This is a genomic window from Agromyces sp. 3263 (assembly GCF_031456545.1).
In the GTDB taxonomy this organism is placed as follows: domain Bacteria; phylum Actinomycetota; class Actinomycetes; order Actinomycetales; family Microbacteriaceae; genus Agromyces.
Window position 1 is genome coordinate 1,173,473 of the sequence record NZ_JAVDUV010000002.1, and the last position, 21,604, is coordinate 1,195,076.

A 21,604-nucleotide genomic window follows, 5' to 3' on the forward strand; every position below is an offset into this window, starting at 1 on the left:
CGGTGGTGAGCCGTCGTGCGCCGACCCCCGCGCGTCTCGCCTCTGCCCAAGTGAACGTCTCCGCAGCCGTCAGCCTTGGAGGAAGGTCTCGTTGTCGACGCATCGGCTCAGCCTGCCCGTATCGGCGGAGGCACTCGGTCCACTCTCCACAGCGTCTCTGACGCGTTGAAACCTTGTGTTCGGTCCGCCCTATGGACGGATGCCGCACCGAACACAAGGTTTCAACGCTCGCGGGCCCGCGAGGGCGAGGGCGACGGCGAGGCGCGAGGGAGAGCGGGCGGTGCTCGGTCAGGCGTGCATGACCCGGGCGCCGTGGACGGCGCCGTGCACGTGCACCGCATTCAGGCGCGACGCCGAGAGGGCGATCTGCAGCTCGAGCGCCGAGTCGGCGTCCTCCGCGAGGAACGCCACCGTCGGGCCCGACCCCGACACGATCCCGGCGAGCGCGCCGTGCGTCTCGCCGAGCTCGAGGATGCCGCCGAGCCCGGGCGCGAGGCCGAGCGCGGCGGGTTGCAGGTCGTTGTGCAGGGCGTCGGCGAGGAGTCGCGCGTCCCCGGCCCGGAGCGCCTGCAGCACAGCGGCGTCGACTCGCGGCGTCGACGACACCGGCCCGAGCGCGGGGTCCGCCTCCCGCCGCCGGTCGAGCTCGCGGTACACGCCGGGGGTCGAGAGCCCGAACTCGGCCACGGCGAGCACCCAATGGAACGATCCGGTGGCGAGCGCCGGGCTGAGCCGGTCCCCGCGTCCGGTGCCGATCGCGGTGCCGCCCGTGAGCGCGAAGGGCACGTCGGCGCCGAGCTTCGCCGCGAGGGCGTGCAGCTCCTCCTTGCTGAGCGCGGTGCCCCACATGGCGTCGCACGCCACGAGGGTGGCTGCGGCATCCGCGGACCCGCCGCCCATGCCGCCCGCGATCGGCACGTGCTTGTCGATCTCGAGGTGCACGCCGCCGGGCACCCCGGCGGTGCGGGCGAGCAGCTTCGCGGCCTTGATCGCGAGGTTCGAGGCATCCGCCGGCAGCCCCGACGTGTCGATCGAGCCGCCGAACTCGACGCTGAACTCGTCGTCGGGCCAGGCCCGCACGTCCTCGTAGAGCGACACCGCCTGGTAGGCGGTGGCAACGTCGTGGTAGCCGTCGGGCTGCACCTCGCCGACGCGCATGAAGAGGTTGATCTTGCCGGGCGCCCGCACGTGCACTGCCTCGTCGGTCGCCGCGATCGTCATGTTTCCACGCTAGCCCACGGCTCGGCGGCGGCCCGGGTCATCCGACCGCCTGCAGCCACTCGCGCATGCGCGCCTTCACCTCGGCCAGTCGCGACCCGTCGGGCATGCGGCCCCAGGTGAGGCCGATCGACGAGCGACCGTCGCCGAGCGGGCTCGCCGAGGCGAGCACGAACTCGCCCCCGTCGAGCGGGAACCGGGCCGTCGGATGCTTCGCGGTGAGGTTGAGCGCGAGCGGGTCGACGTCGAGCTGCAGCGTGACGATGGCCGCGAGCGCGCGCAGCGCCGCCTCGGTGCCGAGGTCGACGGTGCGGGTCACGCTTGCCTCGAAGGTGCCGTCCTGCCGCTGGCCGGGCCGCCGGATGCCGCGGGCCTGTTCGTACGCGACGGTGAGGCTCTGCGCCCACCACGGGTCGACCTGCTGTTCGGCGGTGAGCCATCCCGCGATGGCCGGATGCGCCCACGCGACGGCGCCGGCCCCGTCGAGGAGGGCGAACCACTCGTCGCGATCCCTGCCCGTCGCTCGACGCACCGCGTCGTCGCCGACGCCCTCGACGTTGCTTCCCACGGGCGTGCCCATGCCTCAACGGTAGTGCGACCGACCGGGCCGCGGAAGGCGCGCCGCGGGGCAATGGCGCGACCGGTTGCGGCGGGAACGCGGCCCCGGAAGCGGCAGGCGCTACGCTTCGACCGGCGCGGCCGCGGCTCGCGCGATCGCCAGGAAGTCCTCGACCCGCAGCTGCTCGCCGCGCGACTGCGGATCGACGCCGGCGCGTTCGAGCGTCTCGCTGGCCGACGACGAGGAGCCGCCGAGCACGCTCGAGAGGGACTGGCGCAGCATCTTGCGGCGCTGCTGGAACGCGGCGTCGACGAGCGCGAACGTCGCCTTGCGTTCCTCCTCGGTGCCGGGCTGCTCGCCACGGGCGAAACCGACGAGCACCGAGTCGACGTTGGGCACGGGCCAGAACACCATGCGCGACACCTGGCCGGCGAGCCGCCAGCGCCCCCACCAGGCGGCCTTGGCGCTCGGCGATCCGTAGACCTTCGAGCCGGGCTCGGCGGCGAGCCGGTGCCCGACCTCGGCCTGCACCATGACGATGCCCGACTGCAGCGACGGGATGTGCTCGAGCAGGTGCAGCAGCACGGGCACCGACACGTTGTACGGCAGGTTGGCGACGAGCCGCACGGGGTCGCCGGGCAGCTCGGTGACGCGCAGCGCGTCGGCGTGGACGACGGTGAGCGACGTTCCGGGCTGCATGATGCTCACGGTGTGCGGCAGCTGCTCGGCCAGGCGCCCGTCGATCTCGACGGCGATCACGGATGCCCCGGCCTCGAGCAGCCCGAGCGTGAGCGATCCGAGTCCGGGGCCGATCTCGAGCACGGTCTCGCCGCGCTGCACGCCGGCGGTCTGCACGATACGACGCACGGTATTGGCGTCGTGCACGAAGTTCTGCCCGAGCTTCTTCGTCGGGGTGACGTCGAGCAGTTCGGCGAGGTCGCGGATCTCGGCGGGGCCCAGCAGGCGCGGCGTGGCGTCGCCACCGCCGTCGGCCTCATGCCGGTGCGCGTTCACGCCGTCGACTCCCGCACGGCCTCATCATGCCACGGGCCGTACACGGCCACCGTGTTCGACGCGATCCGCGCGCACAACTCGTCGAGGTCGTCGCCGAGCACCTCGGCCATGAACCGCACGGTGTGCGGCACGAGGTAGGGCGCGTTCGGGCGCCCGCGCAGCGGCACGGGCGTGAGGTACGGGGCATCCGTCTCGACGAGGATGCGGTCGCGCGGGGCGACCCGCAGCGCCTCGCGCAGGTTCTCGGCGTTCTTGAACGTCACGTTGCCGGCGAACGAGAGGTACCAGCCCTCGGATGCCGCGAGCCGGGCGAGCTCCTCGCCCCCGGAGAAGCAGTGGAACACCGTGCGCTCGGGGGCGCCCACGCGGCGGAGCGTCTCGACCACGTCGTCGTGCGCGTCGCGGTCGTGGATCTGCAGGGCCAGCCCGTGCCGCTTCGCGATGTCGAGGTGCGCCTCGAACGAGCGGAACTGGGCGCCCCTGCCGTCGTCGCCGGTGCGGAAGAAGTCGAGCCCCGTCTCGCCGATCGCGCGAACGCGCGGGCGGGCGGCGAGCTCGTCGATGACGGCGAGGGCGTCGTCGAGGGTTCCGGATGCCTCGAGCTCGGGCGCCTCGTTCGGGTGCAGGGCCACCGCGGCGAGGAGTCGCGGCTCGCGCTCGGCCACGTCGGCCGACCAGCGGGAGGTCGCGACATCCGTGCCCACCTGCACGGCGCCGACGACGCCGACGGATGCCGCGCGCTCGAGGTGCTCGTGCACGTCGAGCGGCAGCGCGCCGTCGGCGATCTCGAGATGCGTGTGGTTGTCGTACACGCCCACGGCCAGCGGCTCGGGCGGCGGCGGGTACTCCACGGCGCGGCCGCCGTCGGAGCGCGTTCGCAGGTGCTCGGGCGAGGCGCCTGTCGGCGCGGCGCCCGAAGCCGAGGCGTCCGTCACGCGGCGGCTCCCGCCCTCACTCCGAGACCTCGATGCGCGGGAACAGCGCCTCGAGCGGCGCGACCCGCTCGCCGACCGTCCACTCGTGCGCGCGGTCGATGCGCTGCTGCTGGACGGCGCCGGGGGCGCCGAGCGCCGTCCACAGCTTCGCGGTCGCCTCGGGCAGCACCGGCGAGAGCAGCACGGCGAGCGTGCCGAGGCCGTGATACGCCGTGGCGAGCACCGTCTCGAGGCGCGCGCGCTGGTGCGGGTCCTTCGCGAGGGTCCAGGGCTCCTCCACCGTCAGGTAGCCGTTCAGGGCGTCGACGAGCTCCCATGTGGCCGCGATCGAGTCGTGGATCGCGAGGCGCCCGATGGCCGACCACGCGGCTTCCGTCGCCCGCGCCTCGATCGCGACGATCTCGTGATCGGCGGCCGAGAGTTCGGCGGCCGCGGGCACGACGCCGTCGCAGTAGCGGTTGATCATCGCGATGACGCGCGACGCGAGGTTGCCGAAGCCGTTGGCGAGCTCGGCCTGGTAGCGCGCCGCGAGGTCCTCCCACGAGAACGAGCCGTCCTGGCCGAACGAGATGGCCGAGAGGAAGTAGAACCGGAACGCGTCGGAGCCGAACGTCTCGGTGATCTGCTCGGGGGCGATGCCGGTGAGCTTGGACTTCGACATCTTCTCGCCCCCGACGAGCAGCCACCCGTGGCCGAAGACGCCGCGCGGCACGTCGAGCCCCGCCGCCATGAGCATCGCAGGCCAGATCACCGCGTGGAACCGGAGGATGTCCTTGCCGACGATGTGCTGCGCGGGCCAGCGCCGCGAGAACTCGGTGTCGTCCTGGCCGTAGCCGACCGCGGTGATGTAGTTGAGCAGGGCGTCGAACCACACGTAGACCACGTGCGACTCGTCCCACGGCACCTTGACGCCCCAGTCGAACGTCGACCGTGAGATCGACAGGTCGGCGAGCCCCTGCTTCACGAACGAGACGACCTCGTTGCGGGCCGACTCGGGCTGGACGAAGTCGGGACGCTCGTCGTAGAGCGCGAGGAGTCGGTCGGCGAACGCCGACATGCGGAAGAAGTAGTTCTTCTCGTGCAGCAACTCGACGGGCTTCGAGTGGATGGCGCAGACCAGCTGGCCCTCGTACTCGCCCGTGCCCGCCACCAGCTCGGACTGCTGCTTGTACTCCTCGCAGCCGACGCAGTAGTAGCCCTCGTACTCGCCGGTGTAGATGTGGCCGTCGTCATAGAGCTTCTGCAGGAACTTCTGCACGTTGACCTCGTGCCGCTCCTCGGTGGTGCGGATGAAGTCGTCATTGGCGATGTCGATGGTCTCGAGCAGTGGCTTCCACGCGTCGGCGACGAGCTTGTCGGCCCACTCCTGCGGCGTCACGCCGTTGGCGGTCGCGGTGCGCAGGATCTTCTGCCCGTGCTCGTCGGTACCGGTCAGCGACCAGGTGTCCTCACCCGCCTGGCGGTGCCAGCGCGCGAGCACGTCGGCGGCCACCTCCGTGTAGGCGTGCCCGATGTGGGGCACGTCGTTCACGTAGAAAATGGGCGTGGTGATATAGAACGAGGAGGCGTCGGCCATGCGCTCAATCCTATGGGCGAGCGGATGCCCCTGCCGCCGGGTTACGCGGCGGCAGGCCTCGTGCGCGTCACGGCGTCACCCCCTGCGGGCGCGCTCCGCGCGATGCCGGCGCCGCACGCTGCCGTCGCCGATGGCGGGCGGCACCGCCTCCTCCACGTCCATGTGCCGATGCGGCGTGGCGACGCCGAGTGTCACGTCCTGCTCCTTGAGGTCGGGCTCCTGCACGTGCTGTCCGGCGTAGGAGACCACGCGCAGGCCGAGCACGATCTTGCCGGGCGCCTCGCGCTTGTCGAGGGCGCGGTAGGCGTCGGCGACGGCGTCGAGCGGGAACACGTCGGCGATGGGCAGGCGGATGCGTCGGGCCGCCGCCAGCGCCGCGACCCGGCTGAGCGCCACGACGTCGCCTGCGGAGGCGCGCACGGCACTGTGGTCGTCGACGGCATCCCAGTCGAGCACGGTGAGCACGCGCGACGGGGGGACCCCGAGAGCGCGAGCTGCGGCGGACTCACCGCCGAGGAAGTCGAGGAAGGCCGTCACGGGGTGGGTGGTGAGGGCGCGCACTCGCTCGGCGAGTCCCGGTCCGTACCCGGTCGGGAGCACCCCGAACTGGCGCAGGAAGTCGAAGCGGGTCTCGATGCTCGTGCCGACCACGGTAGCCCCGCGCATGCGGGCGAACTGCGCCGCGAGGCATCCGACGCCCCCGGCCGCCGCCGTCACGACGACCGTGTCGTTCGGCGTGAGGCCCAGGCCCTCGACGGCGGTCCATGCGGTGGTGCCCGCCGTGTAGAGCGACCCCGCCACCTCCCACGAGAGCGCGGGCGGGCGCGGCAGCAGGTTCGCCTCGGGAACGACGACGTGCGAGGCCTGCGCGCCGTGGTCGACGAAGCCCATGACCTCTTCGCCGCGCGTGAACCGGGACGCCCCGGGGCCGACGGCGATCACCACGCCGGCCAGGTCCCGGCCCTGCCGCGCCGGGAGCTGCACGGGCCATCGTCCGGGGTGGTCGCCACGCCGGACGGCGCTCTCCACGGGGTTCAACCCCGCCGCGAACACCTCGACGAGCACCTCGCCCTCGCCGGGCTCGGGAGTCGGGACCTCGACGACCTCGAGCACCTCGGGGCCGCCGTGTTCGGAGAACCTGACTTCGTGCGTCATGTCGCACCTCCACCGTTGTGCGGTAGGCCCATTCTCCCCCACTTCGGGGGGCAGCGGTGGAAATGTTGCGCGGCGGCCCCGCGCCCGCTCAGCGAGTGCTGCGCGCCGCGAGCGCGGCCTCGTACAGGTCGCGCTTGCCGAGGCCGCTCTCGGCGGCGACGAGCGCGACCGCATCCTTCAGCCGGGTTCCGGATGCCGCGAGCCCGAGCACCCGGTCGAGGGCCGTCGCGGCATCCGCCTGCTGCTCGACCGCTCCCCCGACCACGATGCAGATCTCGCCCCGGACGCCCTGCGCCGCCCACTCTGCGAGCTCCGCGAGGCCGCCGCGGCGGACCTCCTCGTGGAGCTTGGTGAGCTCCCGGCAGACCGCGGCCGGCCGGTCGGCGCCGAACGCCTCGGCGAGCGCCCCGAGGCTCGCGGCGAGACGCGACGGCCCCTCGAAGAAGACGAGCGTGCGCCGGTCGCCCGCCAGCTCGGCGAGACGTCGCGACCGATCGCCGGCCTTGCGCGGCAGGAAGCCCTCGAACGCGAACCGGTCGGTGGGCAGGCCCGACACGGCGAGCGCGGTCACCACCGCCGACGGGCCCGGGATCGCCGTGACCTCGACGCCCGCGGCGGCGGCGGCGGCCACGAGCGGGAATCCCGGGTCGGACACGGTCGGCATGCCCGCGTCGCTCAGCACGAGCAGGTCGGCGTCGCGGGCGAGCTCGACCAGCTCGGCCGCCTTCTGCCGCTCGTTGTGCTCGTGCAGCGCGATGAGGCGGGGCCGGTTGGAGATGCCGAGCCCCGCGAGCAGGCGCTGGGTGACCCGCGTGTCCTCGGACGCCACGACCGTGGCCCGCTCGAGGGCGTCCTTGAGCCGCGCCGAGGCGTCGCCGAGGTTGCCGATGGGCGTCGCCGCGAGGATGATCATGCCCCCAGTGTCTCGCACGGCGACGTGCGCCGGCGGCGTGATGCGCTCACGCCTCGTCGGCGAGCGTGCCCTCCTCGGCGGCGACGAGGGCGTCGATCGCCGCGAAGAAGGCGGCGATGCCCGGGAGGTTCGCGCCCTTCGCGCGCGACGCGGCGAGATGCTCGGGCGCCCGCCAGGTGACGACGTCGAGCCACTCGTCGCCGGGCAGGCGCACGAGGCGCGCCTCGAGGAAGCCCTCACGGTCGGCGGCGAAGTCGGCGAGCATGCCCGGCCGCGCGGCGAGGAGCGCGGATTCGCGGTCGGGACGCACCCGGAACCGCGTGAGCTCGATCGTGGTCATCTCGTCGATTCCTCCTCGGGGTGTCCGGCGCTGCCGACCGTATCGCCGACCACCGTCATCGCCCGGCTGGACCACGCGGGGCTCCCGGCGCGGTCGGCGGCACGGCCCTCGCCGCCGGGGTCGGCACGATGCGGAGGTGACACCCCGGCGAGCGCGATTACTCTGGGGCGCATGGGTGTTGAGACCGGCGCCGCGGACGCGCGTGCGACACAGGCGCGCGAGCCCGGCGATGCGGCATCCGACGACCCCGTGACGGCCGACGAACCGGAACACTCCGACGACGAGCCGTTCGTCGAGGCGTGCGGCACCCGGCTCGATGCCTGGTGGGCACGCATGCTCTCCACGCCGCGGCGGCAGCAGCTCTGGTACTGGGGCGGCCCGCTGCTGGTCACCGTCCTCGCCGCGGTGCTGCGATTCTGGAACCTCGGCCATCCGCAGGCGATCATCTTCGACGAGACGTACTACGTGAAGGACGCGTGGACGCTGCTGCACCACGGGTACGAGTCGACCTGGCCCGAGGGGGCCGACGAGGACTTCGCGCGCGGCGACACCGACATCTTCCTCGACGAGCCCAACTACGTCGTGCACCCGCCGCTCGGCAAGTGGGTGATCGCGCTCGGCATGGCCGCGTTCGGCGCCGACAGCGCGTTCTGGTGGCGCGCGAGCACCGCGCTCGCCGGCACCGCCGCGGTGTTCGTGCTCGCGCTCGTCGCGCGGCGGCTGTGGCCGTCGACGATCGTCGCCGTGATCGCGGCGTTCCTCTTCGCGGTCGACGGCAACGCCATCGTGATGTCCCGGGTGGCCCTGCTGGACAACTGGGTGATGCTCTTCGCACTCCTCGGCTTCTGGTTCGTGCTCATCGATCGCGACCGGTCGAAGCAGGAGCTCGAGCGCCGGCTCGCGCTCGCGCGGGCCGACGGCCGCGATCCGCACTACGGTCCTGCGATCTGGGCACGACCATGGGTGTTCGCCGCGGGTGCCGCGTTCGGCGCGACCTGCGCGGTGAAGTGGTCGGGCCTCTGGTTCCTCGCCGCGTTCGGCGTCTACCTCATCATCGTCGACGCGCTCGCCCGACGGCGCGCAGGGGTGCCGTTCTGGCTGACCGGTGCCGTGCTCAAGCAGGGACCGGTGACGTTCCTCCTCTACGTGCCCGTCGCGGCGATCGTCTACCTCGCCTCGTGGACGGGCTGGCTCGTCACCGACGGCGGCTACTACCGGCACTGGGCCGACGACCTCCAGAACCGCGCGACCGGCTTCTTCTCGTGGGTGCCGCCGGTGTTCCAGAGCCTGTGGCACTACCACCAGTCCGCGTACACCTACCACCTCGGCGTCCACGCCGACCATCCCTCGCAGTCGAGCCCGCTCACGTGGCTGTTCATGTTCAAGCCCACGAACATGTACTTCGCCGACACGAAGGACGGCTCGGGCGGATGCGGCGCCGACACCTGCTGGTCGTCGATCATCGGGATCGGCAACCCGCTCATCTGGTGGGCCGCGGCGCTCGCGTGCTTCTACCTCGTGTACCGGCTCGTGCGGTATCGCGAGTGGCAGGTGGGGGCGATCCTGCTCGGCCTGGCCGCAGGGTACCTCCCCTGGCTCATGTACCTCGACCGCACGGTGTTCCAGTTCTACTCGATCGCCTTCCAGCCCTACACGATGCTGGCCCTGGCGGCGGTGATCGCCCTCATCCTGGGCCGCCGCGACGACGTGCGATGGCGACGGGAACGCGGCATCGCCACGGTGGCGATCTTCCTCGGGTTCGTCGTGCTCGTCTCGGCGTTCTACTACCCGATCTGGACCGCGGTCCCGGTCACGCCCGAGTTCCGGCAGCTGCACTTCTGGGCGCCGAGCTGGGCCACGTGAGGCCCGCGGGGCCGACGGCCGGCGGGGCGATGCGCGAGCGGATGCCGGGACTCGCCGTCGCGGCATCCGCGGCCCTCGTCGCCTGGCTCGTACACCTGGCCGTGCCCGCCGTGCCGATCCTCACCGTCGCCGTCGCGCTCGGCATCATCGTCGGCCAGGTGCCCGCGTTGCAGCCGGCCCTCGGCGGCAGGCTCGCACCCGGCCTGCGCGTCGCCGCGCGCCGACTGCTGCGCCTCGGCATCGTGCTGCTCGGACTGAAGCTCAGCCTGCTCGACATCGCGGGCCTCGGCTGGATCACCATCGCCACGACCGTGGGCGTCGTGCTGGTGACCTTCGTGGGCACGATCGGCCTCGGGCGCGCACTGGGCCTGCCGGGGCACCAGCCCGTGCTCGTCGCGAGCGGGTTCTCGATCTGCGGGGCGTCCGCGATCGGCGCCATGGCCGCCACGATGCGCGCGAAGGACGAGGAGCAGGCCGTGCCGGTCGCCCTCGTCACGCTGTGCGGCACGCTCGCCATCGCCGTGCTGCCTGCGCTGTGGCATCCGCTCGGCCTCTCGACCACCGGGTTCGGGCACTGGGTCGGTGCCGGCGTGCACGACGTCGGCCAAGTCGTCGCGACCGCCCAGCTCGCCGGACCCGCGGCGCTCGCGGTGGCCGTGGTGGTGAAGCTCACCCGCGTGCTCATGCTCGCGCCCATGGTGGCGATGACCGCAGCGGTCGAGCGCCGGCGGGCGATCCAGCCCCTGGGCCGGCCCCCGGCGATCGTTCCCCTCTTCATCGCCGGCTTCCTCGCGGCGGTGCTGGTGAACTCCTTCGTGCCGCTCCCCGACTGGCTGCTCGCGGGCGCCGACGTGGTGCAGACCGCCCTGCTGGCGACCGCCCTGTTCGCGCTCGGCGCCTCCATCCGACTCGCCGAGCTCGTGCACACCGGATGGCGCGCACTCGTCGTGGGCCTCACCTCGTGGGTGCTCGTGGCGGCGCTCGCGTACGGCGCGGTGCTGCTCGGCTGAAGCGGGGAGGCACCGCGGGGCTCAGACCGCGATCACGACCTTGCCCCGCACCTCCCCCGACTCCAGCCGGGCGACGGCCTCGGCGGCGCGGTCGAGCGGGAACACCGCATCGACGACCGCTCGCACCTCGCCCGCGTCGACCCGGCGGGCGAGCTCGGCGAGGTCGTCGCCGCTGCGGCGTGCGGCGAGCGTGCGCAGCCGCTGGGGCACGAACGGCGAGGCGACGGATGCCGCGGCGATGCGCCCGATCGGACCGAGTACCCGCCCGCCGCGCCCCGACGAGAGCACGAGCGTGCCGCCGCGTCGCAGCGCGCGTCGCGTGCGTCCGAGCGGGTGATCGGCGACGAGGTCGAGGATCACGTCGTAGCGGCCCGCGCTCGCCGTGAAGTCGTCGGACTCGTAGTCGACGACGTGGTCGGCGCCGAGGGCGAGCACATGCTGGGCCTTCGACCCCCGGCAGACCCCGGTGACCTCCGCGCCCATGGCCTTCGCGAGCTGCACCGCGAAGCCGCCGACGCCGCCGGACGCGCCGTTCACGAGCACGTGCTGTCGCGGCCCGACGCCCGCGAGTCGCATCGCCTGCAGCGCGGTCGTCCCGGACACCACCATGGCGGCGGCGTGCACGGCGTCGACCGAGGTCGGGCGCCGCGCCACGAACCGCTCGGGAACCGCCACGAGCTCGGCGAAGCCGCCCTGGTCGGCCTCGGCGATCACCGCGTCCCCGACCCGGAACCGGGTGGCGCCCGGGCCGACGGCCTCGACGATACCCGCGACATCCCGCCCGATCACCGGATGCTTCGGGAGCCCGAGCCCGAACGCGAGGCGGCCCACCCGCGGCTCGCCGTGCAGCACGAGCACGTCGCCCATGCTCACGGCGACCGCTTCGACGCGGATGAGCACCTCGTCCGCTTCCGGGCTTGGGGCGTCGACCTCGGCGAACGCGAGCACCTCGGGCCCGCCGTAGCGGGAGCGCACGACGGCTCTCATGCGCGCGCCTCGGCGCCGGCCGGCACGAGCCGGAGCACCACACTGCCGCCCTTGTGGCCGGAGTCCACGAGTCGGTACCCCTCGGCGACCTGCTCGAGCGCCACCTCGCGCTCGATCGGCGGGCGGAGCACTCCGGCCGCCAGCAGGGCCGCGAGCTGCTCGAGGTCGGGCGCCTTGTCGGCGTCCTTCCGGAGGCCGGTGAAGAGGATGACGGCACGCCGCCGGCCGAGCCGGGAGGTGAGCTGCTGGAGCAGGATCGCGAAGGAGGGCACCGTGGTGAGGTAGGTTCCTCCGGGCCGCAGCGCGCGTCGTGCGCGTCGGAACGTCGAGGCGGCCACCGCATCGAACACGACGTCGTACGTCGCCGGCCCGCCGAGGGCGTCCTCCGTGCTGCGATCGACGACGCGATCCGCGCCGAGCGACGCGACGAGGTCGACGTGCGCCGGCCCGCAGACCGCGCTGACGTGGGCCCCGAGGTGCTTCGCGAGCTGCACGGCCGCGGCGCCCACGCTGCCCGACGCCCCGATCACGAGCACGCGCTGCCCGGGCCGGAGGTGTGCGCCGTCGCGGAGGAACGGCAGGGCGGTCAGGGCGCCGTCACAGGCCGCCGCGGCATCCGTCATCGAAACCGCTGCGGGCAGCGGCGCGATCGCTCCCGACTCGGCCACCACGAGGACCTCCGCGTGCGCGCCCACCGCCGCACCCATGGCACCGAACACCCGGTCGCCGACGGCGAAGCGCGTGACGTCCGGCCCGACCTCGTCGACGATGCCCGCGAAGTCCGACCCGAGCACCGACCGCCGCGGCGCGCGCAGCCCGAACGCGAGACGTGCGAACCATGGCGTGCCCGATCGCGCCGCCCCGTCAGCCGCGCCCACGCAGGCCGCGTGCACCCGCACGCGGATCTCGCGGGCCACGGCGTGCGGCTCGGGGCGCTCGACGATGCCCACGACCTCGGGCGATCCATACCTGGTGTACTCGGCGACCCTCATGATCCTGCTCCCTGCTCGTCGGGGTACTGGAAGACGTCGTCGAGCGGGACCCCGAACACCCCGGCGATCTGGAAGGCCATCTCGAGCGACGGCGAGTAGCGGCCTTGCTCGATGGCGATGACGGTCTGGCGGGTCACGCCGAGTCGCCGTGCGAGCTCGGCCTGCGTCATCTCGTCGGCGCGGAATCGCAGCGCACGGATGTCGTTCGTGACCCTCGTGGGCTTCACCACGTCGGCACGCCCCTGCGGTAGGCGACGATCTTGGTGATGCTCGAGAGGATGGCCGAGAGCACGAAGCAGAAGTAGACGGTGTTCGCGATCCAGAACCCGTCGGCGTCGAGCATCGCGAGCACGAGTGCGCCCAGCGCACCGAGCACGACGAACGAGCTGCCGACGCGCTCGCCGAGACGGTCGATCTCCTTGTCGCGGATGTCGCCCCTCGTGCTCTCGCTCGGCGAGAACACCTCGACGAGGATGCGCCCGACGATCGACGCCACGATCGCGCCGCCGATCACCCACAGCATGGCCGGCACGTAGTCGATCTCGTCGACGGGCGTCCCGCTGAGGAGCGCGGGCAGCACCAGCGAGAGGTACACGGTGCTGCCGACGATCGCCACCACGAGGTAGACCCAGGTGCCCTTCTCCTCGTACGACACCGACGACTCGTGCTCGCGCCGATTTCGTCGCTCCATGCGGCTCACGCTCCAATGTCAAGAATTCTTTACGCCCTCAATGTAAAGCTCACACGACAAGATGTCAATAATTCTTGACACAGCGGATGCCGCGCGCACCCGCTCAGCCGACGAACCCGCGCTCGCTCGCGTCGAAACCTCGTGTCCCGTGCGCAACGCCGCGCATTCGGCACCGAACACCAGGTTTCGACGGGCGGGCGGGCGGCGCGGCGCGGGGGGGCCGGGGTGAGGACGGCGGCGCGGCTAGTGGGCGCCGTCGACGAGCTTCAGACCCACCACGCAGCCGACCAGGCCCGCGATGAGCCCCAGCTTGACCCACGAGACATCCGTGTCACCGGTGATCATCGCCCAGGTCACGGTGAGGGCCGCGCCGATGCCCACCCACACCGCGTAGGCGGTGCCGGTCGAGATGTCGCGCATCGCCCAGGCGAGGCCGCCCATCGAGAGGGCGAGCGCGCCGAAGAACACCACCGAGGGCCAGAGCTTCGTGAAGCCCTCCGACTTGCCGAGTGCGGTGGCCCAGACGGCCTCGAGGATTCCGGACACGATCAACACGACCCACGCCATGACGGTTCACTCCCATGGCCAGTCTTGTCGCGTTCCGGGTACTGGATTCCCTCGTCCGGGGCCGCCGTCGGGCGACCTGGCAGACAGGCTAGCAACCGACCCTGTGCAGTGCATGGGCAGCGGATGCCGAGGCGGCGCGCCGGCGGTCTCCGCTCGGCTCACCCGGCGCTCACGGCAGCGCGAGCACCTCGGCGAAGTGCTCGACGACGGGGAACGGATCGTAGAACCCGTGCAGCAGTTCGCGCCAGCGCGCGTACTCGGGCGAGCCGCGGAACCCGACGGCGTGCGCCTCGACGCTCTCCCAGTGCACGAGCAGCAGGTATTCGTTCGGCGTCTCGATCGAGCGCGCCACCCGCAGGTCGACGAAGCCGGGCATCCCGGCGATGATCGGCGTCGCCGCGGCGAGCGCGGCTTCGAAGTCGGCCTCGCGGCCGGGCGTCACGGGCAGGATGGCGTGTTCGAGGATCACCGGCTCCACGGTAGCGGCCCCGCCGCGGCATCCGATCGACTGGCGGTCGCGGGCTGGGGATTGGCAGCCCCCAGCCCGACCCGCGGACCGCCGGCGAGGCATCATGAGGGCATGGACTTCGACGACACCGCCGCCCTCATCGTGATCGACGTGCAGCAGGGCTTCGACGACCCTGCGTGGGGCGCCCGCGACAATCCCGACGCCGAGGCGAACATCGGGCGCCTGGTCGCCGCGTGGGCGGATGCCTCGCGGCCGATCGTGCTCGTGCGGCACGACTCGGCCTCGCCCGGCTCGCCGCTCGCCCTCGGCACGCCCGGCAACGCGCTGAAGGACGTCGTGGCGGATGCCCCGCACGACCTGTTCGTGACGAAGCAGGTGAACTCGGCGTTCTACGGCGAGCCCGACCTGCACGCGTGGCTGCAGGACCGCGGCATCCGGCAGCTCGTGCTCGCCGGGATCCAGACGAACATGTGCGTCGAGACGACCGCTCGCATGGGCGGCAACCTCGGCTACGACGTGGTGCTGCCGATCGATGCGACGCACACGTTCGACCTCGAGGGGCCGGGCGGCGTTCGCCTCACGGCGTCCGAGCTGGCGCGCGCGACGGCGGTGAACCTCGCCGGCGGCGGCTTCGCGCGCGTGGTCACGACCGACGAGGTGCTCGGCGGCTGAGGCCGACGCCGGCGCCCGACCCACGGCGCCGGGGCGCGGCATCCGTTGCCCAGCGTTACGACCGCGAGCGGATGCCGCGGCGGCCCGCAGTAGCGTGAACGCATGGCAGACCGCGAATTCGGCTTCAAGACCCGCGCCATCCATGCGGGCAACATCCCCGACCAGGTGACGGGCGCCCGAGCGCTGCCGATCTACCAGTCGAGCGCGTTCGTCTTCGACGACACCGCGGATGCCGCCGCCCGGTTCGCCTTGCAGAAGTACGGCAACATCTACTCGCGCCTCGCGAACCCCACCGTGGCGAGCTTCGAGGAGCGCGTCGCGAGCCTCGAGGGCGGCCTCGGCGCCGTCGCCACCGCGTCGGGCCTCAGCGCCCAGTACATCGTGTTCGCGAGCCTTGCGGGCGCCGGCGACCACATCGTCGCGTCGGCGAACCTCTACGGCGGTTCGATCACGCAGCTGGACGTCACGCTGCGCCGGTTCGGGGTCGAGACGACGTTCGTGCGCTCCGCCGACCCCGCCGACTACGCCGCGGCGATCACCGAGCAGACGAAGGCGCTCTTCGTCGAGACGATTGCGAACCCCTCAGGCGAGATCGCCGACCTCGAGGGCCTGGCCGACGTCGCCCGCGCGCACGGCATCCCGTTCATCGTCGACTCGACGATCCCGACGCCCTACCTCAACCGCCCCATTGAGTGGGGCGCCGACATCGTCACGCACTCGGCGACGAAGTTCCTCGGCGGGCACGGCACGACGCTCGGCGGCGTGGTCGTCGAGTCGGGCCGGTTCGACTGGCACTCCGAGAAGTTCCCGCTCTTCGGGCAGCCGGTGCCGAGCTACGGGGGCCTGCAGTGGTCGGGCAACTTCGGCGAGTACGCATTCCTCACGCGCCTGCGCGCCGAGCAGCTGCGCGACATCGGCCCGGCGCTCGCGCCGCACTCGGCGTTCCTCCTCGCCCAAGGCGTGGAGACGCTGCCGTACCGCATCCAGGCGCACGTCGACAACGCCCGCGCGGTCGCCGAGTGGCTCGAGGCCGACCCGCGCATCGAGCGCGTCTGGTGGGCGGGCCTGCCGAACCACCCGCACCACGACCGCGCGCAGAAGTACCTGCCGAAGGGTCCGGGCTCGGTGTTCAGCTTCGAGGTGAAGGGCGGCCGCGCCGTCGGCCAGCAGCTCATCGAGTCGGTGAACCTCGCCTCCCACCTCGCGAACATCGGCGATGCGAAGACGCTCATCATCCACCCGGCGTCGACCACGCACGCCCAGCTGACCGAGCAGCAGCTCGTCGACGCGGGGGTGCTGCCGGGCGTCGTCAGGATTAGCGTGGGCATCGAAGACGTTGAAGACATCATCGACGATCTCGACCAGGCCCTCACGGCCGCGACAGGAGGAGCACGATGAGCACGGCGACGGATGCCACGACCACGACCCTTCCGTCCGACACGGATGCCGCGGCATCCGCCGACCTCGAGACCGTGCGCCTCGTCAACGGCCTCTCGTGCGACCTGCCGGCCGGCTCGCCGCTCGCGAAGCTGCTGAAGTCGCAGCGCACGTGGATCGGGCCCGACGCGAAGCAGCGCCTGAAGATCCTCAACGCGGCCGAGTCCGTCGCGATCGTGGGCGCGTCGCCGAACCCGGCGCGATCGAGCTACTTCGTCGGCACCTACCTGCAGCAGTCGAGCGACTACCGCCTGTACTTCGTGAACCCGAACGCCACGGAGATCCTCGGCGAGCCTGCGTACGCGAGCCTGACCGACCTGCCCGAGGTGCCCGACATCGTCGTGGTGTTCCGCCGCGGCAGCGACATCCCGCAGGTCGTCGACGAGGTCGTCGCCGCCGGCGCGAAGACGATCTGGGTACAGCTCGGCATCTGGAACCAGGATGCGGCGTACTACGGCGAGGCGCAGGGGCTCACCGTCGTCATGGACCGCTGCATCAAGGTGGAGCACGCCCGCTTCCACGGCGGCCTGCACCTGCTCGGCTTCGACACGGGGCAGATCACCGCGCGCAAGACGGTGCGCTAGCCTCGCGTCCCACCGATCAGTCCACCGATGCCGGATCGGCCCCTTGACCGGCGTGCGTGACGGCGATTCGATCGAGGGATGCCGCTGGACATCGAATTCTCGTCGGACCCCGCTCGCCTCGACCGCGATCGGGTGCACGCGTGGCTCGCGGAGGAGTCGTACTGGGCCGCCGGACGCAGCCGCGAGGCGCACGATGCCGCGATGGCGGCCTCCCGGAACTACGGCGTCTACGACACCCGCACGGGGTCGCAGCTCGCGTACGCGCGCGTCATCACCGACGGCGTGACGTTCGCCTGGCTCTGCGACGTGTTCGTCGCCGTGGAGGCTCGTGGGCGCGGGATCGGGATCGCGCTCATCGACGGCGTCATGGCGGATCTCGCATCGCTCGACCTGAAGCGCATCGCCCTCACGACGGCGGACGCGCACGGCCTCTACGAGCGGTACGGCTTCGGGCCGGTGCCCGATCCCGACCAGTGGATGGCTCGCATGGGCCCGGCGCTGCGATGACCGAAGGTCATCCCCGCTCGAGGCGTGCGATGAGCGCGCGCCGGTCGACGCCGGCGTAGGCGAGCGCCCGCGGCACGGTCCCGAGATCGGCCAGGAGCACGCCCCGCAGGGCCGCGGCGATCGCGAGCTGCTCGCGCTCCTCGCGCGTGCGGCCGCGTGCCCGATTCGTGCGGAACTCGGCACGACGCAGGGCATCGCGCAGGGAAGCACCCCAGCCCGGTCGGGTCCGCCGCGTGGAGCGCAGTCGATCCTCGGCGATGGGGGCGACGCCCGCGACCTCGAGGGCGCGGGAACGCTCGGCGTCGAGTGCGGCCTCCACGGCGGCGTGATCGAGGCCGAACTCGGCGAGCGTCCTGGCCGCGACGTCGTCGCCCGCCGAGATCACGAGCAGCAGGTGCTCCGCCTCGACGTTCGCCGCGCCGCGCCGGGCGGCTTCGTCGATCGTGCGGAGCACCACCTGCTTGAGGCCCACGTCCATCGCGCTGTCGACCGGGCCGGGTACGTCACGCATTGCGTCTCCTCAGTTCGATGCCGGCGGCATCGAGTCGCCGGTGATGCTTCTTGTGCACGGCCTGCCGGGTGACGCCGAGCGCCTCGGCGACCTGCGTCCAGCTCCAGCCCGAGCGCATCGCGCGCTCGACCGCCGCGTCCTCGAGCCGGTCGGCGAGCTCGCGCAGCGCCACGACGGCGGCGAGGTCGTCGGCTTCGGCGCCGATCGGTTCCGGAGTTCGAGGGGTCATATGAGCAACCTAGGTTGCTCAGCTGGTATTGTCAACCCATGTTGCGTATCACGTCCGTGGTCGACGGCGGCTGGGACGATCCCGAACCGCGCGTCGGCCACGTGGGCGCGGGTAGGCTCGTGCGCGTGCAGCCTGACCGATCCCGCCGACCGCGCGTCGGCGTGCTCGGTCCGATCGTGGTCGAGGACCGCTCCGGGGCACTCGTCGAACCTCCCGGCACGCTGGCGAAGGCGCTCGTCGCCGCCCTCGCCGTGGCGCCGCGTGAGATCGGCGGCGTCGTCGGGGTCGACACCATCGTCGACGAGCTGTGGGGCGAGGCCCCGCCCCGGAACGCGAAGGCCGCACTGCAGACCCTCGTGAGCCGGCTGCGTGCCGTCACCGCGGAGGGACTCGTCGTCTCGCACCCCGGCGGGTACGCCCTCGGCGTCGATCCCGACGAGCTCGACCTGGCCGCGGCGTCCGCATCCGCATCCGCATCCGAATCCGCATCCGACCCGACCGGTCCGGCAGGAGCCGTCTCCGACGCGAACGAGGATCCGGCTGCGGCCACCGCCCGCCTCGACGAGGCGCTCGCGCTCTGGCGGGGCGAACCCGCCCTCGACCTCGGCGACTCCCCCATCGCCGAGACGCTCGCGGAGCGCGCATCCACCCTCCGCCTCCGGCTGCTGGGATCGCGCGCCGCGGCGCGCGCGGCCGCCGGCGATCACGCGGGCTCCGCCGCGGACCTCGCGGTGCTCGTCGCCGCATCGCCGGCCGACGAGACCCTCGTCGCGGCCCGGCTGCGCGCGCTCGCGGCATCCGGCCACCGCGTCGACGCGATCGCGGAGTACGGCGCGTTCCGTGAGCGGCTGGCCGACGAGCTCGGCGTCTCGCCATCGGCCGAGCTCGTGGAGCTGCACGCGCACCTGCTGCGCGACGACGGCGACGCGCCTCGGCGATCGACGACCCGCATCGGCGTCCGGGCCGGGTCGAACCCGCTCCTCGGGCGCGACGACGACGTCGCGGCGATCGAGCGGCTTCTGCAACGTCACCGCCTGGTCACCGTGCTCGGCGCCGGAGGACTCGGCAAGACCCGACTCGCACAGGAGGTCGCCGGCCGCGCGAGGGTGCCGCTCGTGGTGGTCGTCGAACTCGCGAGCGTGCGCACCGACGACGACGTGGTGCTCGCCCTGGCGTCGACGCTCGGCGTGCGCGAGGCGTCCAGCAATCGCCGCATCGCCGAGGGCGCGCTCGACGTGCGCGACCGCATCCTCGCCCGCCTCGAGGAGGGCGCGGCGCTCCTCGTGCTCGACAACTGCGAGCACGTCATCGACGGCGCAGCGGGGTGGGCCGCCGACCTGCTCGCATCGCTCCCGAGCCTGCGGATCATCGCCACGAGTCGCAGCCCGCTCACGATCGGCGCGGAACAGGTCTATCCGCTCGAGCCCCTCGCGTCGGATGCCGCCGGCCCGGCCGTCGAGCTCTTCGTCGAGCGGGCCACGGCCGCGCGCCCGGGCGTTGATCTCCCCCTCGAGGTCATCGCCCGGCTGTGCACTCGCCTCGACGGACTGCCGCTCGCGATCGAGCTCGCGGCGGCGCGGGTGCGGTCGATGACGGTCGAGCAGATCGAGTCGCGCCTCGAGAACCGCTTCGCATTGCTCGCCGGAGGCGACCGCACGTCGCCCGAGCGCCAGCGCACGCTCCGGGCCGTGATCGACTGGAGCTGGGCGCTGCTAAGCGCCGACGAACGCCGGGCGATGTGCCGGCTCTCCTGGTTCCCCGACGGATTCGGGCTCGATGCCGCGGGCGCGCTCACCGGTGCTGCCGACGCCGTCTGGCTCCTGGACGGGCTCATCACCCAGTCGCTGCTCGCCGTCTCGCACGCCCCGGGCGCGGCCGCGCCGCGCTACCGGATGCTCGAGACGGTGCGCGAGTTCGGACAGCTGAAGCTCGCCGAGGCCGGCGATGAGGCCGACGCGCTCGCGGCGATGGACACCTGGGCGGTGCGCCTCTCGCTCCGCGCCCTCGACGAGGTGCGCGGACCCGACCAGATCACGGCGTTCCGCGAGCTCGACCTCGAGCAGGACAACCTCGTCGAGGTCCTGCGGCGGGCGATCGCGGCGCGCCGCGGCGAGGTCGTCTTCCCCGTGTTCGCGGCGCTCGCGTACCGGTGGACGGTCCGCAGCGCGCACGCCGAGATCCTCGCCTTCGGCCCGGCCGTGCTGGACAGCACGAGCGACACGCGCCCGACCCCCGAGCTCGCCCCGGCCGCCATGCTCGCCCTCACGCTCATCACGGCCACGCACCTCGCCACGGGCAGCATCACCGGCGCGCGCGGCGCGGCGCGCACGAAGCGACTCGCTGAGGAGCGGCATCCGATGCCGCCGTGGCTGGCCGCGGCCGGCGGCTTCCTGCTCGCGATACCCGACCAGGCCGAGGCCCTCGCGAGGCTCGAGGCGATGGCGTCGTCGACCGACCCCGACAGTGCGGCGGTGGGCTCGATCATGATGAGCCAGCTCACCGAGAATGAAGGCGACCCCGAGGCGGCGGAACGGCACGCGCAGCGCGCCGCCGAGGTCGCGCGGCGCACCGGGGACGTCTGGATCGAGGCGATGTCGTCGATGATGCTCGCGCAGCTCGCGAGCCAGTCGAACCGGCCGCTCGAGACGCTCCGGCGCGCTCGCCGCGCCAGAGCCGGCCTCGAGTCGCTGGGAGCCGACCAGGACCTCATCCAGCTCGACTGGATGATCGCGGGCGCTCTGCTCGCCGACGGGCGCGTCGACGAGGCGCGGCCGTTGTTCGAGGCGATGGCCGATGACGACCGGGTGATGGCCGACGGCATGGCGGTGTCGACGATCGCCGACCTGGGCCTGTCGGAGATCGCCCACCTCGAGGGCCGCGACGCTGACGCGCTCCGCCTCGCCCGACGTTCGATCGACGCCTTCCACGACGGGCGTCGGCGCGGGTCGCCGTGGTACCTCATCGTGCTCGCCGGCTTCGCGGCGCGCGGCGCCCTCGAGGGCTGGCCGGCCGACGAGGTGCGCGGCTGGGCCGACCGCCTCCGCTTCCGCACGATCGCGACCTACCGGGCGCGTGCGGGCTACACCGACAAGCCCGTGCTCGGCACCGTCGCGGTCGGCCTCGGCGCCTGGATGCTCCACCAGCCCGGGGTGGAGGAACGCGGCCTCGAGCTGATCGCCGTGGGCGAGCGCCTGTCCGGGCGCCAGGATGCGCCCGGCCCGAGCCGAAGCCGGCTGATCGAGGACGCCGAGGCCCGCGTCGACCCCGACCGCCTGGCCGCGGCCCGCGCCGCGACGGCGTCGCGCACGACCGACGAATGCGCGGAACGGGCGCGCGAACTCATCGCAGCGCCCGTTCCGTCGTCCTGAGGACCGT

At 72.8% G+C, this 21,604-nt stretch carries 23 protein-coding genes and 1 riboswitch; of the genes, 7 read left to right on the top strand and 16 right to left on the bottom strand.

Annotated features, from left to right (window positions below; all coding sequences use genetic code 11):
- Positions 1-288: 288 nt before the first annotated feature.
- The 8 genes from J2X63_RS18740 to J2X63_RS18775 all read right to left on the bottom strand — a co-directional run bounded on the left by J2X63_RS18740 (position 289) and on the right by J2X63_RS18775 (position 7,710).
- The gene (locus J2X63_RS18740) at positions 289-1,221 is read right to left on the bottom strand and encodes a 4-(cytidine 5'-diphospho)-2-C-methyl-D-erythritol kinase (protein WP_309980062.1); all 933 of its coding nucleotides are present in this window, start codon (positions 1,219-1,221) and stop codon (positions 289-291) included.
- 37 nt (positions 1,222-1,258) lie between these two features.
- On the bottom strand, positions 1,259-1,798 hold the full coding sequence (locus J2X63_RS18745) for a hypothetical protein (RefSeq protein ID WP_309980064.1): 540 nt from the start codon (positions 1,796-1,798) through the stop codon (positions 1,259-1,261).
- 99 nt (positions 1,799-1,897) lie between these two features.
- Positions 1,898-2,791 (bottom strand): 16S rRNA (adenine(1518)-N(6)/adenine(1519)-N(6))-dimethyltransferase RsmA, encoded by an 894-nt coding sequence (gene rsmA, locus J2X63_RS18750; protein WP_309980066.1) that lies wholly within the window; start codon positions 2,789-2,791, stop codon positions 1,898-1,900.
- On the bottom strand, positions 2,788-3,672 hold the full coding sequence (locus J2X63_RS18755; protein ID WP_309980205.1) for a TatD family hydrolase: 885 nt from the start codon (positions 3,670-3,672) through the stop codon (positions 2,788-2,790). Before J2X63_RS18755 ends, rsmA begins: the two co-directional genes overlap by 4 nt.
- Positions 3,673-3,742: 70 nt before the next feature.
- A complete protein-coding gene (metG, locus tag J2X63_RS18760; protein ID WP_309980068.1) occupies positions 3,743-5,302 on the bottom strand; it encodes a methionine--tRNA ligase in 1,560 nt (519 codons plus the stop codon).
- Positions 5,303-5,377: 75 nt separating this feature from the next.
- Positions 5,378-6,457, bottom strand: a complete 1,080-nt coding sequence (locus tag J2X63_RS18765; protein WP_309980069.1) for an NADP-dependent oxidoreductase — start codon at positions 6,455-6,457, stop codon at positions 5,378-5,380.
- An 88-nt stretch (positions 6,458-6,545) separates the two neighbouring features.
- A complete protein-coding gene (gene rsmI, locus J2X63_RS18770; protein ID WP_309980071.1) occupies positions 6,546-7,370 on the bottom strand; it encodes a 16S rRNA (cytidine(1402)-2'-O)-methyltransferase in 825 nt (274 codons plus the stop codon).
- Between the two features lie 46 nt (positions 7,371-7,416).
- On the bottom strand, positions 7,417-7,710 hold the full coding sequence (locus J2X63_RS18775) for an antibiotic biosynthesis monooxygenase (protein WP_309980073.1): 294 nt from the start codon (positions 7,708-7,710) through the stop codon (positions 7,417-7,419).
- A 171-nt stretch (positions 7,711-7,881) separates the two neighbouring features.
- On the opposite strand from J2X63_RS18775, the gene J2X63_RS18780 reads away from it, so the two are divergent.
- Entirely contained in the window at positions 7,882-9,573 is a 1,692-nt protein-coding gene (locus J2X63_RS18780) for a phospholipid carrier-dependent glycosyltransferase (RefSeq protein WP_309980075.1), read from the top strand.
- A 41-nt stretch (positions 9,574-9,614) separates the two neighbouring features.
- Positions 9,615-10,583, top strand: a complete 969-nt coding sequence (locus J2X63_RS18785; protein WP_309980077.1) for a putative sulfate exporter family transporter — start codon at positions 9,615-9,617, stop codon at positions 10,581-10,583.
- Positions 10,584-10,604: 21 nt separating this feature from the next.
- Here J2X63_RS18785 and J2X63_RS18790 read toward each other — a convergent pair whose 3' ends face one another.
- The 6 genes from J2X63_RS18790 to J2X63_RS18815 form a co-directional block, all read right to left on the bottom strand.
- Positions 10,605-11,570 carry an NAD(P)-dependent alcohol dehydrogenase gene (locus J2X63_RS18790; protein WP_309980079.1) on the bottom strand — a complete coding sequence of 322 codons (966 nt, stop codon included), beginning with the start codon at positions 11,568-11,570 and terminating at the stop codon, positions 10,605-10,607.
- Entirely contained in the window at positions 11,567-12,562 is a 996-nt protein-coding gene (locus tag J2X63_RS18795; RefSeq protein WP_309980082.1) for an NAD(P)-dependent alcohol dehydrogenase, read from the bottom strand. The genes J2X63_RS18790 and J2X63_RS18795 overlap by 4 nt, the downstream gene beginning before the upstream one ends.
- A complete protein-coding gene (locus J2X63_RS18800) occupies positions 12,559-12,792 on the bottom strand; it encodes a helix-turn-helix transcriptional regulator (RefSeq protein WP_309980084.1) in 234 nt (77 codons plus the stop codon). The genes J2X63_RS18795 and J2X63_RS18800 overlap by 4 nt, the downstream gene beginning before the upstream one ends.
- Entirely contained in the window at positions 12,786-13,253 is a 468-nt protein-coding gene (locus J2X63_RS18805) for a hypothetical protein (protein WP_309980085.1), read from the bottom strand. The genes J2X63_RS18800 and J2X63_RS18805 overlap by 7 nt, the downstream gene beginning before the upstream one ends.
- A 243-nt stretch (positions 13,254-13,496) precedes the next feature.
- Positions 13,497-13,820 carry a multidrug efflux SMR transporter gene (locus J2X63_RS18810; RefSeq protein ID WP_309980087.1) on the bottom strand — a complete coding sequence of 108 codons (324 nt, stop codon included), beginning with the start codon at positions 13,818-13,820 and terminating at the stop codon, positions 13,497-13,499.
- Positions 13,821-13,833: 13 nt separating this feature from the next.
- Positions 13,834-13,900: riboswitch (guanidine-III (ykkC-III) riboswitch) on the bottom strand.
- 89 nt (positions 13,901-13,989) lie between these two features.
- Positions 13,990-14,289 (bottom strand): antibiotic biosynthesis monooxygenase, encoded by a 300-nt coding sequence (locus J2X63_RS18815; RefSeq protein ID WP_309980089.1) that lies wholly within the window; start codon positions 14,287-14,289, stop codon positions 13,990-13,992.
- A gap of 111 nt (positions 14,290-14,400) precedes the next feature.
- Here J2X63_RS18815 and J2X63_RS18820 point away from each other — a divergent pair, with 111 nt between their 5' ends.
- The 4 genes from J2X63_RS18820 (at position 14,401) to J2X63_RS18835 (ending at position 17,489) form a co-directional block, all read left to right on the top strand.
- The gene (locus tag J2X63_RS18820) at positions 14,401-14,961 is read left to right on the top strand and encodes a cysteine hydrolase family protein (protein WP_309980092.1); all 561 of its coding nucleotides are present in this window, start codon (positions 14,401-14,403) and stop codon (positions 14,959-14,961) included.
- 102 nt (positions 14,962-15,063) lie between these two features.
- A complete protein-coding gene (locus J2X63_RS18825) occupies positions 15,064-16,359 on the top strand; it encodes an O-acetylhomoserine aminocarboxypropyltransferase/cysteine synthase family protein (protein WP_309980094.1) in 1,296 nt (431 codons plus the stop codon).
- A complete protein-coding gene (locus J2X63_RS18830) occupies positions 16,356-16,982 on the top strand; it encodes a CoA-binding protein (RefSeq protein ID WP_396133175.1) in 627 nt (208 codons plus the stop codon). Before J2X63_RS18825 ends, J2X63_RS18830 begins: the two co-directional genes overlap by 4 nt.
- A 78-nt stretch (positions 16,983-17,060) precedes the next feature.
- A complete protein-coding gene (locus J2X63_RS18835; RefSeq protein ID WP_309980096.1) occupies positions 17,061-17,489 on the top strand; it encodes a GNAT family N-acetyltransferase in 429 nt (142 codons plus the stop codon).
- Positions 17,490-17,496: 7 nt separating this feature from the next.
- Here J2X63_RS18835 and J2X63_RS18840 read toward each other — a convergent pair whose 3' ends face one another.
- Together J2X63_RS18840 and J2X63_RS18845 are read right to left on the bottom strand one after the other, a co-directional pair.
- Positions 17,497-18,000, bottom strand: a complete 504-nt coding sequence (locus J2X63_RS18840) for a Clp protease N-terminal domain-containing protein (protein WP_309980097.1) — start codon at positions 17,998-18,000, stop codon at positions 17,497-17,499.
- Positions 17,993-18,229, bottom strand: coding sequence for a hypothetical protein (locus J2X63_RS18845; protein ID WP_309980098.1), 237 nt, complete (start codon positions 18,227-18,229; stop codon positions 17,993-17,995). The genes J2X63_RS18840 and J2X63_RS18845 overlap by 8 nt, the downstream gene beginning before the upstream one ends.
- Before the next feature lie 38 nt (positions 18,230-18,267).
- Between J2X63_RS18845 and J2X63_RS18850 the strand changes: the two genes are divergently transcribed.
- Complete coding sequence (locus J2X63_RS18850; RefSeq protein ID WP_309980100.1) at positions 18,268-21,597, top strand: BTAD domain-containing putative transcriptional regulator; 3,330 nt, start codon at positions 18,268-18,270, stop codon at positions 21,595-21,597.
- Positions 21,598-21,604: the final 7 nt, after the last annotated feature.

Bases quoted from the DNA above. Each gene is read 5' to 3' on its own strand.
- J2X63_RS18740 (WP_309980062.1), bottom strand. From the start codon at position 1,221: ATGACGATCGCGGCGACCGACGAGGCAGTGCACGTGCGGGCGCCCGGC.
- J2X63_RS18745 (WP_309980064.1), bottom strand. From the start codon at position 1,798: ATGGGCACGCCCGTGGGAAGCAACGTCGAGGGCGTCGGCGACGACGCG.
- metG (WP_309980068.1), bottom strand. From the start codon at position 5,302: ATGGCCGACGCCTCCTCGTTCTATATCACCACGCCCATTTTCTACGTG.
- J2X63_RS18765 (WP_309980069.1), bottom strand. From the start codon at position 6,457: ATGACGCACGAAGTCAGGTTCTCCGAACACGGCGGCCCCGAGGTGCTC.
- rsmI (WP_309980071.1), bottom strand. From the start codon at position 7,370: ATGATCATCCTCGCGGCGACGCCCATCGGCAACCTCGGCGACGCCTCG.
- J2X63_RS18775 (WP_309980073.1), bottom strand. From the start codon at position 7,710: ATGACCACGATCGAGCTCACGCGGTTCCGGGTGCGTCCCGACCGCGAA.
- J2X63_RS18780 (WP_309980075.1), top strand. From the start codon at position 7,882: ATGGGTGTTGAGACCGGCGCCGCGGACGCGCGTGCGACACAGGCGCGC.
- J2X63_RS18785 (WP_309980077.1), top strand. From the start codon at position 9,615: ATGCCGGGACTCGCCGTCGCGGCATCCGCGGCCCTCGTCGCCTGGCTC.
- J2X63_RS18790 (WP_309980079.1), bottom strand. From the start codon at position 11,570: ATGAGAGCCGTCGTGCGCTCCCGCTACGGCGGGCCCGAGGTGCTCGCG.
- J2X63_RS18795 (WP_309980082.1), bottom strand. From the start codon at position 12,562: ATGAGGGTCGCCGAGTACACCAGGTATGGATCGCCCGAGGTCGTGGGC.
- J2X63_RS18805 (WP_309980085.1), bottom strand. From the start codon at position 13,253: ATGGAGCGACGAAATCGGCGCGAGCACGAGTCGTCGGTGTCGTACGAG.
- J2X63_RS18810 (WP_309980087.1), bottom strand. From the start codon at position 13,820: ATGGCGTGGGTCGTGTTGATCGTGTCCGGAATCCTCGAGGCCGTCTGG.
- J2X63_RS18820 (WP_309980092.1), top strand. From the start codon at position 14,401: ATGGACTTCGACGACACCGCCGCCCTCATCGTGATCGACGTGCAGCAG.
- J2X63_RS18825 (WP_309980094.1), top strand. From the start codon at position 15,064: ATGGCAGACCGCGAATTCGGCTTCAAGACCCGCGCCATCCATGCGGGC.
- J2X63_RS18830 (WP_396133175.1), top strand. From the start codon at position 16,356: ATGAGCACGGCGACGGATGCCACGACCACGACCCTTCCGTCCGACACG.
- J2X63_RS18835 (WP_309980096.1), top strand. From the start codon at position 17,061: ATGCCGCTGGACATCGAATTCTCGTCGGACCCCGCTCGCCTCGACCGC.
- J2X63_RS18840 (WP_309980097.1), bottom strand. From the start codon at position 18,000: ATGCGTGACGTACCCGGCCCGGTCGACAGCGCGATGGACGTGGGCCTC.
- J2X63_RS18845 (WP_309980098.1), bottom strand. From the start codon at position 18,229: ATGACCCCTCGAACTCCGGAACCGATCGGCGCCGAAGCCGACGACCTC.
- J2X63_RS18850 (WP_309980100.1), top strand. From the start codon at position 18,268: ATGTTGCGTATCACGTCCGTGGTCGACGGCGGCTGGGACGATCCCGAA.